Genomic DNA, 19,710 nt, shown 5'->3' with positions numbered 1-19,710 from the left:
AGGACTCCGTTACGTCTGTCTCGATCTCGGGGTCCTGCTGGTCAGGGGCTGATGGCAGGTGGTGCAGATGCCTGTCCAGCACCTCAGTGTGTTCTGGAGGGTGTCGAGGACCTGATAGAGGGTGAGGCCGGCCCGGGGACTTTTGGGGACAGGCGCTGTTCGGTGAGGAAGGCGTGGGCTGCGGTCACGAGGGTGACGTGGTGGTGCCAGCCGGGCCAGGAACGGCCTTCGAAGTGGTCCAGGCCCAGGCCGTGTTTGAGTTCGCGGTAGTCGTGCTCGATGCGCCAGCGGACCTTGGCCAGACGGACCAGATCGGTGAGCGGGGTGCCGGCCGGCAGGTTGGACAGCCAGTAGTCGGTGGGAGCCTCGGCGTCCTGGGGCCATTCGACCAGCAGCCAGCCGTCGGGAAGGACCCCGTCCCACCAGCCCTGTTGGGCCGAGGCCGCGGCCCGGATCGGTCGCTCGACCGCCTTGCCGGCGGGCCGGACACGCACGGCGGCAAAGCGTGACCGTAACTCCCCTCGTGAGCCGTGCCGCCAGGTCAGGGTGGTGAAAGCCGCTGGGTCAAGGCCGGCGGCAAGGACTGACAGCGACGGTGCGGGATTGCGGTAGCGGGGCTGGGGCCAGCAGCCGATGGCGCCATTGCGGTCCGGGGTCACGGGTTTCGCGTCGAAGGGGTGGGCGGTCACGTCCGAGCGGACGGCCAGGACGTATTCGATGTGGCGATCGGACAGTGCGGCCCGCAGGTGTGCGTTGGTGCCGTAAGCGGCATCGGCCACCACGGCCGGCGGTGTCATCCCCCAGCCGGCGAGGGTGTCGAGCATGTCCAGGGCCAGGCGCCATTTCTCTCGATGCGTGACCTCGGGCGGGATGGTGGTCCTGGCCCGGCGGTGGCTGTCAAAGGCCCACTCCGTGGGCAGGAACAGCCGCCACTGCAGCGGGCACGAGGCAGTGTCACTCGCCGCGTGAACACTGACGGCGACCTGGCAGTTCGCTCGTTTGCCCAGGGCTCCGCAGTACTGCGGAGCCACACCGACCGACATCTGGCCGTCCTTGGGCACCGACACGTCGTCGATCACCCAGGCCGCCGGGCCGATCAGCGGCAGCAGGCGTTCGTTGATCCGCCGCTGCACCGGTACCGGGTCCCAGGTGGACTGGTTCACGAACTGCTGCAGGTTCTGCTCGTTGCCGTCCGGCAGCCGCGAGGCCATCGCCTGAATCGACTTGCGGCGGCCGTCCAGCATCAGCCCCCGCAAATAGCAGTCACCCTTGGCCCGCTGGTCCTTACGCGGCACCGAGGCAAACACATCAGCGACGAATATCGCCAACGTCGCCCGGACACGCTTCACTTCATGTGCGTCCACACACCCAACATGCTCGTGATCAGCACTGATAGAAAGACCTAACGGAGTCCTACTAGGGGCCGGCGGCGCTCACCTGCCTCCACGGAGGCAGGTGACTTCAGAGCTCGCGGCCACTCCCGGCCCCGGCGTCGGAAGGCGCCCGGTCCGGCGCGGGACGCCCGGCCGTCGCCTCAGTAGCCCAGACTCGTCGTGTACGCGCACTCGGTGTAGATGTAGCCCGGCCGGAGCTTGGCGGTGTCCGAGGCCGGCGACTTCCCGAGTCCGGTCCGGGACTTGTGCACGAAGTAGGTGGTGCCGACGGGCAGCCGGATGGTCCGCTGCGGGTAGTTCTTGCCGCCGGAGCAGGGCTTGAAGCCGAGCCCCAGCGTGCTGCCGAGAGAGTACGAGTGGCAGCTGCCGCAGGCCTTGAGGGTGAAGCTTCCGGTCACCGGACCCGTGAACAGCACCGTGATGTCGTCGGGGCTGTCGTTCTTGACCGTGACGGAGATGCTGCCGCCCGATGCCGTGGTCGGCAGGCGCTTGCCGGCCGCGGGCACCGTCTGAGCGACCTCGGCGGCGATGGCTATCTTCTGGGCGCGCGCCCGGTTCTTGTGGTGCGGGTTGTTCTTGGCGAAGTCGTTCATGGTGGTGACGGCGTCGCTGAAGCTGCCGTCCCTGTACTGGTCCACACCGCAGGCGTACGTCCCCGAAGTCGCGCTCTGCGAGGCCCTGTCGGCGTCCTTGCCGAGCGTGTCCGCCAGCCCGGCCTGCTCACCGGGCAGGCCGCGGACCTGGGTGCTGAGGCTCTCGAGCTGCTGAACGGCCTCACACGGGTCCTTGCCGCCCACGGACCTGACCGCCTTGTCGACCGCGGTCTTCACGGCGGGTTCCACCTTGCCGGCCTGTTCCGACTTCGGGAAGGTCGACAGGAGTTCGCCGAACTGCGACGTCCAGTCTCCGCCTCCGCCGCTGAGCGACGCCGCCGCGCACTCGTAGAGCGACGTGGCCAGCCGGTCGTCCGGCCAGGTGGACAGGTTTCCGAGGTCCTTCTTGCTCATGGTGCGCGGAACCGTGCGGAGGTACTTCAAGGGCGTCACGGCGGTGCAGTAGTTCTTCTGCGTATAGGGGGCGCCGACGGTGGCGTAGTAGGTCTCGAGCCGGTCGGGGACACGCTGGGCCGCGCGTGAATCCGGGTGGTCGTCGCTGAGCGCGCTGTAGACCGCCAGCGCACGCCGGTAGTCGGACTTCACCGTGTCGAACGACTGCTTCCCTGACTTCTCGACCAGCTTGTCCGCCCGCTCGAGCCGGTCCAGGAGCATCTGCTCCGTGGCTTCGTCGCGTGCCCCGTCGTACAGGACGACGCCTCCGGCGGGCACGGCCAGCAGGACGACGCCGAGCGCGGCCGCGATCAACGCGCTCGGCAGCAACGCCAGCCGGGTCCGCAGGCCCACGGACGCGCCGTGCACGGCCGCGAGCACGAGGAAGATCAGGTAGATCACGACCGTCGAGCCGGGCACCCCGTCCGGGTCCGCGGGGAGCGCCACCAGGAGCAGGATCGCCGTCGCGACCCAGCACACGGCCATCAGCCCCCAGCGGCGCACGACGGCGTAACCGAGCCCGAGCCCGGAGAGGTTCAGCAAGGCCACCGCGACGGCCCGCCACGGGTTGGCGGGAGCGGGCGGCGGTGCGGTCGGCATCGGCGGTATGACGAAGTCGTCACGAGCACCATGTTGGTCCCAGGACATGACGGTTCCCCCCGGTCAATCACGCCTGAAGTTCTGTGACTTGTCAGCGTACGGTCAGTGAGCGACCGGCGACAGAGCCCGCGTCGAACCCTCCATGACCCCTTTGTCGCACCGGGTGGCCGGTGCCCCAGGCGCATCGTACGGGGTGGCGGGCAACTCGGGCGCGGGATATGGCAGACGGCCCGGGTGCCTCGCGTCGGGAGGCGCAGCCCCGGATCCCCGGCATCGTGACTCCCGCGATCAATCGCAACCCTCTTGCTCTTGCAAGTAATATGCAACAAGCTCTACGGGTCCTTACTGCCCGCCTGTGACGTGGAGCTTCGTCGTGCCTCACCTGATGCCGGAAACCGGACCACAATGCGTCCTCGCGGCCTCGAACTTCGTCTACACCGTCGGCAGCGGCCTCTATCTGACCGCGGGGGTCCTGTATTTCACCCAGGCCGCTCATCTCCCGGCGGGCCAGGTGGGGTTCGGCCTCGGCATCGCCGGTCTTGTCGCGCTGGCCTTGGGTGTCGCGGTCGGTCACCTGGCCGACAGGCACGGCGCACGCGGTGTCTACGCGGCCACCCTCGTGGTCCAGGCCCTGACCACAGCCGCCTTCGTGCTGGCGGACAGCTTCTGGCCGTTCGTGCTCGCCGTCTGCTCGGCGACCGGGGCCAAAGCGGCCGGAACGGCGGCCCGCAGCCCGCTGATCAGACACTACGGAGGAGACAGGCCCCAGGAGTTCCGGGCCTATCTCCGCGCGCTGACCAACCTCGGCGTCTCCCTCGGCGCCCTGGGGGCGGGATGGGTCGTCCAGGTGGGCACCCTCACCGCCTACCAACTCATGCTCATCGGCAACGCGATCGCCTTCCTGGTCTCCGCGGCGCTCCTGGCCCTTCTCCCGCCCGTCGCGCCCGTGCCCGCCGACGGCGGCCCTCGATGGACCGCCCTGCGAGACCGGCCCTACCTGCTGCTCACCGCCGTCGACGGTGTCATGGCGATCCAGTTCAAGGTGCTCACCGTGGCCATCCCGCTCTGGCTGGTGGGTGCGACGGCCGCCCCCCACTGGCTCATCTCCTGCACCATGATCACGGGGACGGTCATCGTCGTCGTGTTCCAGGTGCGGGTCAGTCGTGGCGTCACATCGCCGGTGGCCGGTGGACACGCCTACCGCCGAGCGGGCGTGGCCTTCCTCGTCTCGTGCTCGATGGTCTCGCTGTCCGCGGGAGTGCCGGCGTGGGCTGCCGCGACGCTGCTCATCGCCGCGGTCGTGATCCACACGATCGGCGAACTGTGGCACTCCGCCGCCGGGTTCGAGGTGTCCTTCGCCCTTGCCCCACCACACGCCACCGGCCAGTACCTCGGCGTGTTCGGCCTGGGTGCCGGACTGGCCGAGGCCGTCGGACCAGGTCTACTCATCGCGCTCTGCATCACCTGGGGCCGCCCCGGCTGGTACGTCGTCGGAGCACTGTTCGCGCTCACGGGGCTGGCGGCACCCCTCGCCGTCCGGTGGGCGGACCGCCATCGGCGCGGCCTGACGCCACCCCTCGCGGTCCTGGAGACGACGTGAGCCGCGTGACCCGTGTGTGCGCGAGACACCCTTCCGCGCGGCGGGACTCCTGGTGGTGTCCTCCGTGTCGCCGGTTGCCGAGGGGGTGCGACCGGCCGAGCCGGGAGGCGGGCTTGTTGAACGATCACATGCCGGGAGAGACTTCCACGGCAATGTAGAGACTGGCGCGTCACCGGTTCGCCGGCCGTCCGCCCCCTGCAGAGAGCTGCTCCGATGTTCGGCTTGAGTGAAATCGTCCTGGTCCTTCTTGTTCTCGTCGTCCTTCTCGGCATCAGGAAGCTGCCCGAGCTGTCGCGTTCCGCGGGCAAGGCCGCCCGGATCTTCAAGGGCGAGGCGAAGGCTCTCAAGAACGAGGAGTGACGCGGCCGCCGATGGGCCGGCCCGGAACAAGTCGAGGGAAGGGCGGAATGCCCATGTGTATACCGGAATTGGTGCCGCATCCCGCCGCCGCGAAGCCGGAGGGTGCGGGGGGCTTCCTGGAGGGGTTGGTCACAGTGTGCCGGGTGGTGATCCGGCCCACGGGGGACCGGCTGGACGGAACTGCGCCCGACCCGACAGCCGGAGCGTGCGCAACGGCGCTGCTCACAGCCCTCTTGGGGAGGCCTGGGTGCGGCATGGTTGCCTTCTTGGTCCCGTTTGATGCCACCTTGGCGGGCAGTCCGCGACGGTGAGCCGTCGACGGCCCGCCGGTCGATGGCGTTCGGCGGACTGGAGCGAGCGCGACAGTCCACACCGCCATGCCACGCATGTATGGGCGGTACCACTCCACCTGACGGCCCTTGCTCTCTGGTGAGAGGCGCTCTCGCCGTGTAACGTCGCTGGCAGATGTCGTGGTTCGCAGTACCTGCCCGCGCCGTGGTGCGGGCGTTTTGCTGTGCAGTGCCCGAGGACCAGGACGACTACCTCCGGGTCCGCGCGGTGCGGATCCGTCATCGAGTGAGAGGCACTGGCATGGCCAGCGGAACTGTCAAGTGGTTCAACGCCGAAAAGGGTTTCGGTTTCATCGCGCAGGACGGGGGCGGCCCGGACGTCTTCGCGCACTACTCCAACATCAACGCCAGTGGCTTCCGTGAGCTCCAGGAAGGCCAGGCGGTGACCTTCGACATCACTCAGGGTCAGAAGGGCCCGCAGGCGGAGAACATCACCCCCGCCTGATCTCGGCATCGCGCCGGCACGGTGCCTCACGCAGCGCGCGTTCGAGGCACCGTGCACCGCGGCCGATCATGAAGGCTCCGCCGATCTCCCCGACGGGCGGCCGAGCCGTATACCGGCACAGCGGTAGCGTGCCACCGCTCGGCCGCGAGGCCGGGTTCACACACCCCCTTCCGGCGCCACCGGCGCCGAGGTCCGGTCGGCCCGAGCGCCGCTGACCTCCCTCCACGCTCGACCACCCTTGTACCGGGTCGTCGTGAGGCGTGCGAGCTCTTCCGATCCGTGGCCGTCGTGACGGCCCGGTCGATGACCCCCTTGGCAGTGCCGACAAACCCCGCGCCGAGTCCATGGCCCGCGGCGGCGGGCTGCCCTAGGTATCCGCCCGGTCGGGATCCTCGCCGAAGCGCGTCGCGACGCGACCGCCGGCACCCGTTCGGGCAGCGCCGATCACCCGTCCGGCCCGTTTCGCCCGCCCCCGGCGTCCTCGGCGTCCCCGGCGTCCTCGGCCGAGGACTCTCCTTGCGACGGGTTCCGCACGGTGACACGTCCGTCCCGACCTCGCCATACGCCCGGATCGGGCCGGAATGGCGTTACTCACTTTCGGGTGACGGGTGGTTGAGGTGCGGGGATATATGAGATGCCCGCATATGGCCATGATCCTGTAGGAGTACGGGAGTTGAGGATGTCAGCTCATCACTCTTCAGCTTTCGGCAGTTAAAGGCCGGATACAGGCGTCCGTAACCGACATGTTCGCAATTGGTAACAGGGGGCGGGTGTCGCTCGTATCGGGCCGGGACCAGGAGGAACTTATGAGTCCTCGGCCACCGGGCCGGGACTCGCACAGGGTCGCACCGTGCAGTTCCCCGCAGGGGGGTGCTGTTGCGGGGTGTCCGGCTCTCGAACCTTGAGGAGCATTCATGTCCGTTTCCACGTCTGTCACGGCCCGCCGTCTGGTGGCCGCGGCCCTCGCGGCCGGCACGCTGGTCGGCTCGGCCGCGGTGTCCGCCTCCGCCGCGGAGCCGCGCCACGAGCGCACGCACGTCGCCATCAGCAGGGTCCAGAGCGACGCGCCGGGCTTTGACGACCGCTCCAGCCGTTCCCTGAACGCGGAGTGGGTGGAAATCACCAACTCGAACCGCCGCTCGGTGAACCTGAGTGGCTGGACGCTGTCGGACGAGGACGGCAACCGCTACACCTTCCGTCACTACCGTCTGGCCGGCCGCTCCACCGTCCGTGTCCACACCGGCTACGGCCGTGACACCAACCGGGACCTCTTCCAGGACCGCCGCAACGAGGTGTGGGACAACCGTTCCGACACCGCCACGCTCAAGAACGACCACGGCCGCTTCGTCGACAGCGTCTCCTGGGGCCGGCACCACGACCGTGACCACGGACGCGACGACAACCGCGGTCACGGGGACAACCGCGGTCACGGCGACGACCGTGGTCACGGCCGCCGCTGAACGGCCCTTGTCGGCACGCTCGTCCATGACGCGTGCCGATGGTGACCGGGGTCCGACGATGGAAGTGACCGGCTGAAGGCCGGGCCCTGTCACCCTGTGATCACCGGTCCCGTCGGACGGCCTCGCTGAGGAAGACCCGCACCATACGGTGCGGGTCTTCTGCGTCGGGGCGTACCCCTGCCGCGGCCTCCGACCCCCATGTGGTCCCGCTGGTCGATGACGAGCCCACCGCATGCGATCGCGATCCGGAACCGTCACCTGTCACCCCGGTTGACACCCTTCACTCGGCCTCCTAGGGTCACGCCAACACTGCGAACATGTGACGAAATTTCGAACAACCGGAAGGCAACTGCCCTGCGTAGCAACGGAGTTGAGCGCACGGGCAGGAACCTCATGGCGCGAGCCGATGCATGTTCGGGTGCGCGCCGGCGAAGTGATCGGCGATCTGTGAGGCATCGGCAATCCTGAGTGCCACCCCTCGGGTCACGGGTCGGTGACCTGACCGAGCGTCATTCGCCGACGTCCGACGGGCAGTTCTCCCTCATGGAGACATGTACCAAGATCCCCGACGAACTCGGCGGAAGGTGCGGATCCGTGAGGTCGCTGACCCGATCCGGCGCACGTACTGCTCGACCTGAGGCTCGGGCTTCCGAGGCGTCTCCGGACTGACGTGAACGGCGCCCCTCCGTGGGCCTGTCCCTCGTCACGGCGGCCGAGCGGCTCACGACCTGTTTCGCCGGCCGGCCGAACCGGCCCACCTCGCCGCCTCTCCGCCGGTACCAGACATCCCGTCATTTTTCTCAACGACGAGAAGAACAAGGAACGATCACCATGCGCAACCGTAGACCTGCCCTCGCCGCCATAGCCGGTGCCGCCTCCGTCTCCCTCGCCTTAACCGCTTGCGGCCAGAGCGGCGCGGCGCGCCCCGAAAGGGGCGGCACGGTCGGGATCGCCATGCCGACCAAGGCCTCCGAGCGCTGGATCGCGGACGGCAACAACGTCGTCAAGGACCTGAAGGGCATGGGGTACAAGACCCGGCTCGTCTACGGAGACGACGACCCGGAGCGGCAGGTCGAGCAGATCCAGGACCTGGTCAAGCGGGGAGTCGATGTGCTGGTCGTCGCGGCCATCGACAACAGGTCGCTGGGCAAGGTGCTCCAGCAGGCCGCCGACGCGGAGATACCCGTGATCTCCTACGACCGGCTCATCCTCGGCACCGAGAACGTCGACTACTACGCCTCCTTCGACAACGAGCAGGTCGGCCGGCTCCAGGCCCGTTGCATCATCGACCAACTCGGCCTGGAGGACGGCAAGGGCCCCTTCAACATCGAACTGTTCGCCGGCTCCAAGGACGACAACAACACCAAGTACTTCTTCGACGGTGCGATGCAGCTACTGCAGCCGTACCTGGACAAGAAGCAGTTGGTCGTCCGGTCCGGCCAGACCGGACTGAACAAGGTCACCACGCTGCGCTGGGACGGCGCCACCGCGCGCAAGCGCATGAAGGGCATCCTCGCCACGTCGTACGGGATCGAGAAGGTCGACGCCGTGCTGTCGCCGTACGACGGCATCTCCATGGGCGTCCTGGGGGCCCTGAAGGCGGACGGCTACGGCTCCGGCGCGAAGCCCCTCCCGGTCGTCACCGGTCAGGACGCGGAACTGGCCTCGGTGAAGTCGATCATCGCGGGTCAGCAGAGGCAGACCGTCTACAAGGATCTCCGCCAGCTCGCCGAGGTGACGGCACGCATGGCCGACGACGTGCTCAACGACAGGGAGCCGACCCTGAACGACCACGGCAGCTACGACAACGGCTCCAAGGTCGTGCCCGCCTACCTGTTGCAGCCGACGAGCGTCGACAAGACCAACTACAAGGAAATACTGGTCGGGGGCGGCTACTACACCGACGCCGAGCTCAAGTAGCCGCCGCTGGGTCAGGGGTGCGGCGTTTCCCCGTCTCCGGAGGCGCGGGAATCGGCACGCGTGGGGCCGCACGCGGCGGACGGGCGGAGGTCCGTGCGCCGCACCTGTCCTGTCCCCGGGTGCGGGAACCAGACACACGAAGCAGAATTCACCCTTTCGCATACAGGAATAATGCGTCTATCCTGTTGGGATGCAAGGAGTTCCTGAGTCACACAGCGGCTGGACGTTCCTGACCAACCACGCCCGTGTGCTGGCGGCGATCGCCGAGGATCACACGACGCGGATTCGTGACATCGCGGCGCGCTGCCAGCTCACCGAACGGGCCGTCCAGAAGATCATTTCTGATCTGGAGGAGGGCGGTTACCTCACGCACACCCGGCAAGGGCGCTCCAACGAGTACCGGATCGAAGAGGGGACCTTCCTCCGGCATCCGGCGGACTCCGGGCCGTCGGTGGCGGATCTCCTCGCCCTGCTGGCTCAGCACGACGCCAAGCACGGCGCCTCCCCTGCGGGCGGCGTGCGGCAGTCGCGACTGGCGGCAGAAGAACAGTGACGACACCGGCACGACGAGCGGGCGAATGACCGGGCCGACGCCGGACCGGCTCTCGCGGCGGGCGTGACGACGTCGAGCTTCACGAACATGACACGAGATGAACTGCGCCGGACTCCCCGACCCCGGAGGCGACGTTGACGTCCGAATGGGACACGACCCAGCAGCTAGCCGTGCCCTCTGAAAGCTCAGTGGACGCCGTGACGCGTCTGGAGGGCGAGAATCTTCAGCTCAAGCAGGCGGTGCGGTCGCATGCCGTCGTCGACCAGGCCATCGGTGTCATCCTGGCGTTGGGCCAACTGACCCCGGACCAGGGCTGGGACGCGCTGCGGGGCATCTCGCAGAACACCAACATCAAGCTGCGCCACGTGGCCGAACTGATCGTCGACTGGGCGCGAACCGGTGAGCTGCCCACCGACGTTCGCAGCCAACTGGAGTCGCAGCTCAGCCTGGGCACCTCCGCGAGCGCCGGGGAGTAGTTCCTCGCTCACCTCACCCGGGCCATATGAGGGCGGGGGACGTGCGTCGTGGGTCGCCGCGAGCCTGGACTCGGAGGCGGCCCGCTCCCTCAAGGCGGCCCGACCCCGACGCCGCTGAGCAGCAGCACGACGTCCACCGCTGCGACCACGACCGCCGTCGCGAACGCCGCCCGCTCCCAGCGGCGTCCCAGCACCGCCCCCGTCACCGCGACGAGGCCGACCACGGCCAGTGCCACCCCGGCGCGCAGGCCAGGTGGTCCTGCGGGCCCCAACGCCAGGAGTGCGGACGCGACCACCAGCGGCACCGGAAGCAACTGCCGCGCTCGCTCTGCTCCCAGCCGCTGCGGCCACCCCCGTACGCCCGTCGCGAGATCCCCGCGGATGTCCGGCAGGACGTCGCCCAGATGCGCTCCGACTCCCAGCAGCGCCCCGGCGCCGACGACCCACCAGGCCGGCCAGGGATGACCCGGCAGTCCGAGAGTCACGAACGCCGGGAGTGCGGCGAACGCCAGTGCGTAGGGTGACCAGGACCAACAGGTGGCCTTGAGACGGAGGTTGTACGCCCATGCCGCCGCGACCGCGGCCAGGTGGACGCCGCCGGCCCGCAGGCCACAGCAGAGCGAGAGCGGCACACACAGGGCCAGCGCGGCGTACGCGGCAGCCCAGAGATGCGTCACTCCGATGGCCCCGTCGACGGCGGGTTTGCGCCGGCGTCCTGTCGCGAGGTCCCGCCGTGCGTCGAAGGCGTCGTTGCACCAGCCGACCGACAACTGCCCCGTCACCACGGCGGCGATGGTCAGGACACACCCCCTGGTTGCCTGGCCGGCGATCACGGCCAGCGCCGCCGTCAGCGCGGTGACGGCCACCACAGGCCCGGGGTGGCACGCTCGCCCCAGACCACCCGCCCGGACGGTCCAGCTCCCAGCCGGGCCACCGGTCGTCGCGTGCTCGGGAGTACCCACCCGGCGATGGTAGGAGGTGTGGTCCACCCGGCTGGAGCGCGCCACGGGGGGAAGGGCCGGACGGGGGATCCCTGGTGGCGGAATGCCGGTCCGGGGAAGGCCTGCTGAGCAGCCCACCCCAGTCGGCGTTCGGACGGGAGCCCTATGACGCGGATCGCCGCCGTTCACGGTGCACTCGCGCCGCACCGCCACACCCAGCCCGAGATCACGGACATGGTGGCCCGCACCTGTCTGCCCGAGGGCTCCGACCGCCGTGTGCTCGACCGGCTGCACCGCAGCGCGAAGGTCGGCACGCGCCATATGACGCTGCCGCTCGAACAGTACGAGGAACTGGACGGGTTCGGCGCCGCGAACGACGTCTTCATCACGGCCGCCACCGACATGGGGGCCAAGGCCGTTCGCGAGGCACTGCGCACGGCCGGTCTGTCCGCGGCGGACGTGGACCTGCTCGTCTTCACCTCCGTCACGGGCATCGCGACACCCTCCATCGACGCCCGGCTCGCGGGCCGCGTCGGACTGCGGCCGGACGTCAAGAGACTGCCGCTGTTCGGCCTGGGGTGCGCCGGGGGTGCCGCCGGCCTCTCCCGGATGCACGACTACCTGCTCGGCCGGCCCGACCACGTGGCGGTGCTGCTGTCGGTCGAGTTGTGCTCGCTCACGTTTCAGCGCGACGACGCCTCCTTGGCCAACCTGGTCGCCACCGGTCTGTTCGGTGACGGCGCCGCCGCGGTCGTGGCCTGTGGCGCGCGCCGCACGGGCGAAGCCGACGGGCCCACGATCGTGGACACGCGCAGCCGGCTGTATCCGGACACCGGCGGCATCATGGGCTGGGACATCAAGGACTCGGGCTTCCAGGTCGTACTGGATCCGGAGATCCCCGACGTGGTGCGCCGATTCCTCGCCGACGACGTGCAGGGATTCCTGGGTGACCACGGACTGAAGCCGAAGGACGTGACCGCATGGGTGTGCCACCCCGGAGGGCCCAAGGTCCTGGAGGCCGTCACCGAGTCCCTCGAACTGCCCGACGGGGCACTTGATGTGACCTGGCGTCACCTGGCGGACGTGGGCAACCTCTCGTCGTCGTCCGTGCTGCACGTGCTGCGCGACACGCTGGCCACCCGCCGCCCGCCCACCGGTACTCCGGGTCTGCTCCTGGCGATGGGTCCGGGCTTCGCATGCGAGCTGGTGCTGCTTCGCTGGTAGGCGACCGGCGTACGACATGGAACGGTGGGACACGGACACATGATCTGGTACGGACTGCTGGTGGCCGCCGTCGCCGCCGAGCGCGTCGGCGAACTCTTCGTCGCCCGCCGCAACGAGCGGTGGAGCCTTGCGCGCGGGGCGGTCGAGGCGGGCCGGGGCCACTACCCGGCGATGGTCGCGCTGCACACCGGGCTGCTGGTCGGCTGCCCGGCCGAGGTGTGGCTGGCCGACAGGCCCTTCGTCCCGGCCCTGGCCTGGCCGATGGTCGCCGTACTGGCCGGCGCCCAGGCGCTGCGCTGGTGGTGCATCGTCACCCTGGGATCCCGATGGAACACCCGGGTGATCGTCGTGCCCGGCCTGCCCCTCGTGGCCCGCGGTCCCTACCGGGTGCTGCGGCACCCGAACTACGTGGCGGTCGTCGCGGAAGGTGTGGCGCTGCCGCTGGTGCACACCGCCTGGGTCACGGCGATCGTCTTCACCCTGGCCAACGCCGCGGTGCTGACCGTGCGCATCCGGTGCGAGAACCGGGCACTGGCCGCCGTTCCCGCCTCGCTCACCTCCGCTGCCGCGTGATCGACGTCCTGGTGGCCGGCGGCGGACCGGCCGGGCTGGCCGCCGCCATTCACTGCGCGCTGTCGGGCATCGACGCCGTGGTCGTCGAACCGCGGACAGCGCCCGTGGACAAGGCCTGCGGGGAAGGGGTCATGCCCAGCGGGGTCGCCCAGCTGCGGGCGCTGGGGATCGAGGTCACCGGCAGGGAATTGCGCGGTATCCGCTACGTCGACGGCGCCGTGAGCGCCGAAGCGCCCTTCCGCGGTGGCAGAGGGCTGGGAATCCGCCGTACGACGTTGCACCAGGCGCTGCACGAGCGCGCCCTCGGTCTCGGCGTGCGGATCGTGCCCGGCAAGGTGGGGGAGGTGTGTCAGACCACGGACACCGTCACCGCGGCCGGTCTCACGGCGCGTTGGCTGATCGCCGCGGACGGCCTGCACTCCGGTGTCCGCCGCGGCCTGGGACTGGAACTGCCGAGCGGAGCGCACCGGCGCTACGGGCTGCGTCGGCACTACCGGGTGGAGCCGTGGACGGACTTCGTGGAGGTCCACTGGTCGGGGCACGGCGAGGCCTATGTGACACCGGTCGCCGACGACCTGGTGGGAGTCGCGGTCCTCAGCCGCATGCGTCGCGGATACGACCGGCATCTGGCCGAATTCCCCGCCCTCACCGCGGCGCTGCGCGGGACCGCCGCGACGGAAGTGCGGGGCGCCGGGCCGCTGCTGCAGCGCGTACGGCGCCGAGTCGCCGGACGCGTCCTGCTCGTCGGCGACGCGGCGGGCTACGTGGACGCCCTCACCGGAGAGGGCATCGCTCTCGGGCTGGCGACCGCGGAGGCCGCCGTCCGCTGCGTCACGGCGGGACGCGCGGGGGAGTACGAGCGGGCATGGGCGCTGCTGACACGGCGTCACCGATTGCTGACCAGAGCTCTGCTGGCCGCCGGCCGCCGTCCCGGCACAGCACGCCTGATCGTTCCCGCGGCATCCCGGATGCCCCCGGTGTTCACGGCCGCCGTCCACGCTCTGCAATAGGGTGTACAGCGGGATCACACGCCGGTCCGGGACGACCGGTCAGGGAACGCCGCTCGCCCCGGCGAGACGCCCGGCGGCGCTTCGGAGGAGCACCCGGTCCGCTGCGGCGGCAAGGCTGACACCGGCGCATGGGGAACTGCCAAGGTGCCCCGTGGGCCTCTGCTCGCCGTGAGTTCGCCGATCGTCGGCCCGTGTCACGGGGCGGCCCCGTACTCCCGTGAGATCGCGGGATGAGTGTGCACTCCAGGGAGGGGTACTCGGCGCCCATGAACGCGACCAACTACGAAATGGCCCTGTCGAACGCGGCCCTCGGCACGCTCGGGGCGTTCCTCGGCGGCCTGGTCCTCGTCGGCGTCCTGGTCTGGGCCGTACGTCTGGGCATCGGGGTACGCCGGCGCCAACCGGATCCGCCCAGGACCGAGGAACACCCCACGATGCCGTCGGGCGGGCCCGTTCATGAAACGGTGGAAGTGCGGGAGCCCGACGAGGTTCCACGGGCAACGGAAGAGAACGAGCGTCTCACTCCGCACCAGCTCCACAGCTCGGGCAGCAAACGTAGCGATGAGCAGACCCGCACGCGCTGGAGCCAGGATGCGAGTGGCTCGTCCGGCAGCGGTGGTCAGCGCGGCGAGTAGGTCTGTGCCGCTTTCCCGGGACGTGCGGGCCGGGGGGCGTAGGCGGTGTCGAATCCGGCGTCGGCGTGGCGGCGGGTGACGATTCCGGCCCGCTCCAGGCGGTCCTGGACCGCCCGTAGGAGGGAATCCGGGGCATCGCCGCAAGGGAGATCTGCCGTGATGAGGTGGGGAGTGAGGAGGCAGACGACGATGACCGCCACACGGGACTTCAACGCCAGTGGCCGTACCGTACGGGTGAGCCGGCCGGACAAGGCGCTGTTCCCCGACGACGGCATCACCAAGGCGGACCTCGCCCGGTACTACCGCACCGTCGCCCACCGGATGCTGCCCCAGCTGCGCGGCCGCCCGCTGATGCTGGAGCGGCATCCGGACGGCATCGGCGGCATGTCGTTCATGCAGAAGGACGTGCCGGAGCACTTCCCCGACTGGATTCACCGGGTCGAACTGCCCAAACGGCAGGGCACCGTCACCTACCTGCTGTGCGACGACACCGCGACCCTCCTCTATCTCGTCGACCAGGGCTGCATCACTCCCCACCGCTTCCTGTCGAGGGCCGACCGCCCGGATCACCCCGACCGGTTGATCTTCGATCTCGATCCAGCCGGCGACGACGTCGCGCAGGTGCGCATCGCGGCCCTGTTGCTGCGCGACCTGCTGGAGCAACTGCGTCTGCCTTCCGCGGTGATGACGACCGGCTCCCGGGGTCTGCACGTCCTCGTTCCGCTCGACCGCAGCGCCTCCTTCGACGACGTACGCGCTTTCGCTCGAGGCGTGGCCGAACACCTCGCCGCGGGCCGTCCCGACACTCTGACGACCGAGGTCCGTAAGGAAGCCCGCAAGAAGAGGTTGTATCTCGACATCCAGCGCAACGCCTACGCCCAGACCGCAGTCGCCCCTTTTGCGGTCCGCGCGCGTCCGGGGGCTCCGGTCGCCGCCCCGGTGACCTGGGCGGAAGTCGAGGCCGGCGACATCGGAGCGCGCAGCTTCACGGTGAACGACATGTCCGCACGCCTCGAGGAGAACCCCTGGCAGAAGGTGTTCCGGCGGGGCCGTTCTCTCGGCCCCGCACGGCGACGGCTCGACGCGCTGCGCTGACCGGAACGCACGTCTCACCGCTGATGCCGGTCAGCCGCCCGAGGTGAGCGGAACACGCAGCGCACTGCGCCGCCGCTGCCAGGCGGACAACAGATGGGCCGCCAGCCGGTCTTCGAGCAGGCCGGTGACCCTCATGCCGAAGGCGACGTCGGGTTCGAGTTCGGGTTCGTCCTCCAACAGGCCGCCGATCACGTCACGACATACGACCTGCTCGTGGACGGCGTCGGCCTCGACGTGCTCGTCGTAGAAGCGTTGCGCGGCCTTGCCCGCGCCGACTCTCCGCAAGGCCGAGGCCAGTCGCCTGGCCCCCGGGGCGGAGGCCACCTCGACTGCGGCGAAATGCCCCACCAGAGCGCCCCGGAGGGCGCGGTGCAAGCCGAGCAGGGACATGAGATTGACGGTGGCGACCGCCTCCGTGGGGGCGACGTCGACGTAGTGGCCGTAGTCCGCGCGCAGCCCGAGGTCCGCCATGAGGTCCGCGAAAAGGCGGGCGTGGACGTCCTCCTCGCGGCCGGCGCCGAACTCGTCGAACTCGATCGCGACCATGGCGGCCTTCGCCCGGCCGTGCAGTCGCGGAATGACCCAGGCGTGCGGATCGGCCTCCTTGAGGTGGTACAGCGAGCGCAGGACGGCGTATTCCTTGAGTTGCCACAGTTGGCCGTCGCGTTGGAGGTAGTGAGTGACGCTGGTGTCGTCGTGTCCGGCCGGTTCCAGAAGAAGGGCTTCGAGTGCCTCTGCGACGTCCGTGCCGGCTGGAACGTCGCCGCGGAGAGCTTTGAGGAAGCGCAGTTCAAGTGACCGTCGCAGGGCCAGCAGTCCGGGGTCCCACTCACGCTCGTCACTCACCTCGTCGAAGCCGCGGTAATGGAGTTCGTACAGCGTGTAGAGAGCGATCTGGAGGTCGTCGGCGTAGGGGTCGGCCTCTTCCAGGGCCTGGGGGAGGGCCGGCAGGGGTGTGCCGTAGCGCAAAGTCGAGGCAAGCGCCCGTGACACCGCGCCCCGTGACGTCGGAAGCGGGGGCCCCTTCACGTCGATTCCCGCCTCGCCCGACGGCGGTGGCTGGTGTCGCACCAGGGGTAGGTGCGGCTGCGGCGGCAGGTGCAGATCGCTGCCCGGAAGCGGCGGGAGATGAGGACCGTGCCGTCTTCCTGGACCACTTCGACCGGGCCCTCGATGAGGAGCGGTCCCTCGCGGTCCACCGTCACGCGGCGAGGTCGCTCAGGTTTGCTGGGCACGGATGACCACCAGCTCTTCCCGGTCGTCGTGCTCATCGGTCAACAGCCCCTGGCGTCGCAGCCACGTTCGGCGCGAGCTCAGCACGGGGCCGAAGGGGACGAAGGCACGGTCAGTGACCGTCGCCTCGAATCCCGCGCGGGTGAGCCGTCGCAGCGTCGGCCGGCTCCCGCAGAGCGCGGAGTGCACGAGCAGGAGCACACCTCCCGGGCGCAGTGCCGCCGGAGCCTCGTCGCAGACGCGGTCCACGAACGCACGGCCGTCCGGGCCGGCCTCCCAGGCACGCGCCGGCGACCGGTGCGGCAGCCGGAGAGCCGGAGACGGTACGTAGGGCGGATTGCTCACCACCAGGTCGTACGTCCGTCCTTGCACAGCTGCGGTGAGATCGCCGTGCCGGACGGTGATGCGACGGCGGCTGAGGAGTGCGTTGAGGCGCGTGGTGAACACGGCGCGCCAATCGATGTCGACGGCGGTGACCCGCGCCCCCAGTCGCGCTGCCCGCAGGGCCAGGGCACCACTGCCGGTGCCCAGGTCGAGCACGTCGGTGGAGGGATCCACGCGCTCCCGCGACAAGGCGTGCATCAGGAGTTCGGTGTCGTGCTGAGGTGCGTAGACACCGGGCAGTGTGATGAGAGGGCTCTCGCCGGACGTCCCCATGGGGCATCTCCGGATCACGTCGTGTCTGATAAATACTGATATGTGCGACTTCGTGATCCGAGTTCCCTCTGGAAGGGGGCTTACGCATGACTGAGGGAAACGGTGCCGCAGCATTGCGTGGGAGTGGAACACATGAGAAAAAAGGCCCTCATTGTCATTGACATGATCAATACCTACGATCATGACGACGCGGACCTATTGATTCCGTCCGTGAAATCCGTGATTCCCCAGGTCGTCAAGTTGATTCGGGCGGCGCGACGCCACAACGTTCCGGTCATCTATGTGAACGACAATTTTGATGAATGGCGGTCGCACCATGGGGAGATAGTGGACAAAGTGCTGTCGAGTCCGCACGCCGATCTGGTGAGTCCCCTCGCCCCCGATGAGGACTCGCTCTTCGTGGTGAAGGCCCGGCACTCGATCTTCTACGAGACGCCGCTCAACTACCTGCTGCTCCAAGAGGGCATCGGCCACATCGTCCTGTGTGGTCAGGTCACCGAGCAGTGCGTGCTCTATTCGGCACTCGACGCGCACATTCGGCATCTGGACGTGACCGTTCCCTACGATGCGGTGGCCCACATCCATGAGGATCTCGCACACGCCGCGCTGCTGATGATGAAGCGGAACATGGATGCCAACAGCCCCGCCGCGCGGAATGTCAGGTTCTGACAGCGGGGGCGGGCTCGCTCCTGCGACCGGAAGTCAGGTCAGGGATGGAGCAGAGTCTTGACCATGGCGTCCTCCTTGGCCTGGAACATCGCGTACGCCTTCGGCGCGTCCTCCAGTGGCATGTCGTGCGTTTTGAACGTGTCGACGCCGAGCGGATCCTCGTCGGTGAGCAGCGGCAGGATGTCCTCCACCCAGCGCCAGACGTTCGCCTGGCCCATCCGCAGCTGGATCTGCTTGTCGAACATGGTCAGCAGCGGCATGGGGCTCGCCGCCCCGCCGTACACGCCCGAGACGGAGACCGTGCCGCCACGCCGGACCAGCGCCATGGCCGCGTGCAGTGCGCTGAGCCGGTCGATGCCGGCTCGTTCCATGAGCCGTTGCCCGACGCCGTCGGGCAGCAGGCCCGTGACCCATTGGGCGGCCTTGGCGAGCGGGGCGCCGTGCGCCTCCATGCCGACGGCGTCGATGACGGCATCGGTGCCGCGGCCGTCGGTCAGGTCCTGGACGGCATCGATCAGGTCCTTGCCCTCGCGGCGTGCGTCGAAGCAGGTGACGCCGTGCGCGGAGGCCCGTGACAGCCGGTCGGGGACGAGGTCGATCCCGACGACCAATCCGGCGCCGCGGTGCCGCGCGATCCTGGTGGCCATGTCTCCGATCGGGCCCAGGCCGAGGACGGTCACCGTGCCGCCCTCCGGCAGGCTCGCGTACTCCACCGCCTGCCAGGCTGTCGGAAGGACGTCGGAGAGATAGACGTAACGGTCGTCCGGCGGGCCGTCCGGCACCTTGACGGGCAGTTTGTCGCCGAAGGGGACCCGCATCAACTCGGCCTGGCCACCGGGTACCTGTCCGTAGAGCTTGGTGTATCCGAAGAGTGACGCGCCGGTGCCCCGCTCGTGGACCTGGGTCGTCTCGCACTGGGAGTGCAGGCCTTGGTCGCACATGAAGCAGTCGCGGCACGAGACGTTGAAGGGGATCACGACACGGTCGCCCGGCGCGAGGGTGTGGACCCGGGGGCCGACCTCTTGGACCACCCCCATCGGTTCATGGCCCAGGATGTCCCCCGGATCGAGATAGGGGCCGAGGAGCTCGTAGAGGTGGAGGTCGGATCCGCAGATGCCGGTGGATGTGATCCGCACGATCACATCGTCGGGCTTCTCGATCCGGGGATCGGGCACGGTTTCCACACGGACGTCCCGCTTGCCGTGCCACGTCAGCGCACGCATGAGGTCTCCTCCGGCCGCTAGGAGTGGGTCACGGCCGAGTTCCCGATGCCCGCTGCGTAACACTTTCTCCTGTATCGGGCTTTCCACAGGGCGGACCTGCCTCGGCCGTCCCACGGCAGCGGTAGGACTCGATTGTTGGAACGGAGGTTGATCAGGAGGGTCCCGCGGCGGCAGAGGCGTCACGCTCGGGGCGGTCGCCAACCGACCATGAGGATCGTGGCGTCGTCCCGCAGCCTGCTCCGCTCC

At 69.2% G+C, this 19,710-nt stretch carries 20 protein-coding genes; 13 read left to right on the top strand and 7 right to left on the bottom strand.

Features of this window, described 5'->3' with window-relative positions; genetic code table 11:
- Positions 1-83: 83 nt before the first annotated feature.
- Entirely contained in the window at positions 84-1,364 is a 1,281-nt protein-coding gene (locus tag OG788_RS03775) for an IS701 family transposase (protein WP_406369087.1), read from the bottom strand.
- A 170-nt stretch (positions 1,365-1,534) separates the two neighbouring features.
- The gene (locus OG788_RS03770) at positions 1,535-3,088 is read right to left on the bottom strand and encodes a hypothetical protein (protein WP_406369086.1); all 1,554 of its coding nucleotides are present in this window, start codon (positions 3,086-3,088) and stop codon (positions 1,535-1,537) included.
- Positions 3,089-3,413: 325 nt separating this feature from the next.
- On the opposite strand from OG788_RS03770, the gene OG788_RS03765 reads away from it, so the two are divergent.
- The 7 genes from OG788_RS03765 to OG788_RS03735 all read left to right on the top strand — a co-directional run bounded on the left by OG788_RS03765 (position 3,414) and on the right by OG788_RS03735 (position 10,204).
- A complete protein-coding gene (locus OG788_RS03765) occupies positions 3,414-4,640 on the top strand; it encodes an MFS transporter (RefSeq protein WP_406369085.1) in 1,227 nt (408 codons plus the stop codon).
- Between the two features lie 213 nt (positions 4,641-4,853).
- Positions 4,854-5,000: a twin-arginine translocase TatA/TatE family subunit gene (locus tag OG788_RS03760; RefSeq protein ID WP_406369084.1), complete on the top strand. Its 147-nt coding sequence runs from the start codon at positions 4,854-4,856 to the stop codon at positions 4,998-5,000.
- Between the two features lie 591 nt (positions 5,001-5,591).
- Complete coding sequence (locus tag OG788_RS03755; protein WP_037751662.1) at positions 5,592-5,795, top strand: cold-shock protein; 204 nt, start codon at positions 5,592-5,594, stop codon at positions 5,793-5,795.
- Positions 5,796-6,709: 914 nt separating this feature from the next.
- Positions 6,710-7,255, top strand: a complete 546-nt coding sequence (locus tag OG788_RS03750) for a lamin tail domain-containing protein (RefSeq protein WP_406369083.1) — start codon at positions 6,710-6,712, stop codon at positions 7,253-7,255.
- 831 nt (positions 7,256-8,086) lie between these two features.
- Positions 8,087-9,175 (top strand): multiple monosaccharide ABC transporter substrate-binding protein, encoded by a 1,089-nt coding sequence (chvE, locus tag OG788_RS03745; RefSeq protein WP_406369082.1) that lies wholly within the window; start codon positions 8,087-8,089, stop codon positions 9,173-9,175.
- Between the two features lie 190 nt (positions 9,176-9,365).
- Complete coding sequence (locus OG788_RS03740) at positions 9,366-9,728, top strand: helix-turn-helix transcriptional regulator (protein ID WP_406369081.1); 363 nt, start codon at positions 9,366-9,368, stop codon at positions 9,726-9,728.
- A 197-nt stretch (positions 9,729-9,925) separates the two neighbouring features.
- On the top strand, positions 9,926-10,204 hold the full coding sequence (locus tag OG788_RS03735; RefSeq protein WP_406369080.1) for an ANTAR domain-containing protein: 279 nt from the start codon (positions 9,926-9,928) through the stop codon (positions 10,202-10,204).
- A gap of 89 nt (positions 10,205-10,293) precedes the next feature.
- On the opposite strand, the gene OG788_RS03730 is transcribed toward OG788_RS03735, so the two are convergent.
- Positions 10,294-11,166 (bottom strand): UbiA family prenyltransferase, encoded by an 873-nt coding sequence (locus OG788_RS03730; RefSeq protein ID WP_406369079.1) that lies wholly within the window; start codon positions 11,164-11,166, stop codon positions 10,294-10,296.
- 144 nt (positions 11,167-11,310) lie between these two features.
- On the opposite strand from OG788_RS03730, the gene OG788_RS03725 reads away from it, so the two are divergent.
- From OG788_RS03725 to ligD, 5 genes are all read left to right on the top strand, one after another.
- Entirely contained in the window at positions 11,311-12,369 is a 1,059-nt protein-coding gene (locus tag OG788_RS03725) for a type III polyketide synthase (protein WP_406369078.1), read from the top strand.
- 39 nt (positions 12,370-12,408) lie between these two features.
- Positions 12,409-12,942 carry an isoprenylcysteine carboxyl methyltransferase family protein gene (locus tag OG788_RS03720; protein ID WP_406369077.1) on the top strand — a complete coding sequence of 178 codons (534 nt, stop codon included), beginning with the start codon at positions 12,409-12,411 and terminating at the stop codon, positions 12,940-12,942.
- Entirely contained in the window at positions 12,939-13,952 is a 1,014-nt protein-coding gene (locus OG788_RS03715; protein WP_406369076.1) for an NAD(P)/FAD-dependent oxidoreductase, read from the top strand. The genes OG788_RS03720 and OG788_RS03715 overlap by 4 nt, the downstream gene beginning before the upstream one ends.
- A 266-nt stretch (positions 13,953-14,218) precedes the next feature.
- Positions 14,219-14,587, top strand: a complete 369-nt coding sequence (locus OG788_RS03710; protein ID WP_406369075.1) for a DUF6479 family protein — start codon at positions 14,219-14,221, stop codon at positions 14,585-14,587.
- A gap of 189 nt (positions 14,588-14,776) precedes the next feature.
- Positions 14,777-15,682 (top strand): non-homologous end-joining DNA ligase, encoded by a 906-nt coding sequence (gene ligD, locus OG788_RS03705; protein WP_406369074.1) that lies wholly within the window; start codon positions 14,777-14,779, stop codon positions 15,680-15,682.
- Between the two features lie 30 nt (positions 15,683-15,712).
- On the opposite strand, the gene OG788_RS03700 is transcribed toward ligD, so the two are convergent.
- Genes OG788_RS03700 through OG788_RS03690 form a run of 3 tightly spaced genes read right to left on the bottom strand, consistent with a single transcriptional unit; the run spans position 15,713 to position 17,572 of the window.
- Positions 15,713-16,675 (bottom strand): iron-containing redox enzyme family protein, encoded by a 963-nt coding sequence (locus tag OG788_RS03700; protein WP_406369073.1) that lies wholly within the window; start codon positions 16,673-16,675, stop codon positions 15,713-15,715.
- A 32-nt stretch (positions 16,676-16,707) separates the two neighbouring features.
- Complete coding sequence (locus tag OG788_RS03695) at positions 16,708-16,917, bottom strand: CDGSH iron-sulfur domain-containing protein (protein ID WP_406369072.1); 210 nt, start codon at positions 16,915-16,917, stop codon at positions 16,708-16,710.
- Positions 16,901-17,572, bottom strand: a complete 672-nt coding sequence (locus OG788_RS03690) for a HemK2/MTQ2 family protein methyltransferase (RefSeq protein ID WP_406369071.1) — start codon at positions 17,570-17,572, stop codon at positions 16,901-16,903. Before OG788_RS03690 ends, OG788_RS03695 begins: the two co-directional genes overlap by 17 nt.
- Before the next feature lie 132 nt (positions 17,573-17,704).
- Between OG788_RS03690 and OG788_RS03685 the strand changes: the two genes are divergently transcribed.
- Positions 17,705-18,241: an isochorismatase family cysteine hydrolase gene (locus tag OG788_RS03685; protein ID WP_406369070.1), complete on the top strand. Its 537-nt coding sequence runs from the start codon at positions 17,705-17,707 to the stop codon at positions 18,239-18,241.
- Between the two features lie 38 nt (positions 18,242-18,279).
- Here the strand turns inward: OG788_RS03685 and OG788_RS03680 are convergent, their stop codons facing one another.
- Positions 18,280-19,464: an alcohol dehydrogenase catalytic domain-containing protein gene (locus OG788_RS03680; RefSeq protein WP_406369069.1), complete on the bottom strand. Its 1,185-nt coding sequence runs from the start codon at positions 19,462-19,464 to the stop codon at positions 18,280-18,282.
- Positions 19,465-19,710 lie beyond the last annotated feature (246 nt).

The sequence above is a fragment of the Streptomyces sp. NBC_00647 genome, assembly GCF_045207245.1.
GTDB lineage: Bacteria > Actinomycetota > Actinomycetes > Streptomycetales > Streptomycetaceae > Streptomyces.
This window is presented reverse-complemented; position numbering and strand designations above follow the sequence as displayed.

Excerpts from the sequence above, each read along its gene's own strand:
- OG788_RS03770 (WP_406369086.1), bottom strand. The coding sequence starts at position 3,088 with ATGTCCTGGGACCAACATGGTGCTCGTGACGACTTCGTCATACCGCCG.
- OG788_RS03760 (WP_406369084.1), top strand. The coding sequence starts at position 4,854 with ATGTTCGGCTTGAGTGAAATCGTCCTGGTCCTTCTTGTTCTCGTCGTC.
- OG788_RS03755 (WP_037751662.1), top strand. The coding sequence starts at position 5,592 with ATGGCCAGCGGAACTGTCAAGTGGTTCAACGCCGAAAAGGGTTTCGGT.
- OG788_RS03750 (WP_406369083.1), top strand. The coding sequence starts at position 6,710 with ATGTCCGTTTCCACGTCTGTCACGGCCCGCCGTCTGGTGGCCGCGGCC.
- chvE (WP_406369082.1), top strand. The coding sequence starts at position 8,087 with ATGCGCAACCGTAGACCTGCCCTCGCCGCCATAGCCGGTGCCGCCTCC.
- OG788_RS03740 (WP_406369081.1), top strand. The coding sequence starts at position 9,366 with ATGCAAGGAGTTCCTGAGTCACACAGCGGCTGGACGTTCCTGACCAAC.
- OG788_RS03725 (WP_406369078.1), top strand. The coding sequence starts at position 11,311 with ATGACGCGGATCGCCGCCGTTCACGGTGCACTCGCGCCGCACCGCCAC.
- OG788_RS03720 (WP_406369077.1), top strand. The coding sequence starts at position 12,409 with ATGATCTGGTACGGACTGCTGGTGGCCGCCGTCGCCGCCGAGCGCGTC.
- OG788_RS03710 (WP_406369075.1), top strand. The coding sequence starts at position 14,219 with ATGAACGCGACCAACTACGAAATGGCCCTGTCGAACGCGGCCCTCGGC.
- ligD (WP_406369074.1), top strand. The coding sequence starts at position 14,777 with ATGACCGCCACACGGGACTTCAACGCCAGTGGCCGTACCGTACGGGTG.
- OG788_RS03690 (WP_406369071.1), bottom strand. The coding sequence starts at position 17,572 with ATGGGGACGTCCGGCGAGAGCCCTCTCATCACACTGCCCGGTGTCTAC.
- OG788_RS03685 (WP_406369070.1), top strand. The coding sequence starts at position 17,705 with ATGAGAAAAAAGGCCCTCATTGTCATTGACATGATCAATACCTACGAT.
- OG788_RS03680 (WP_406369069.1), bottom strand. The coding sequence starts at position 19,464 with ATGCGTGCGCTGACGTGGCACGGCAAGCGGGACGTCCGTGTGGAAACC.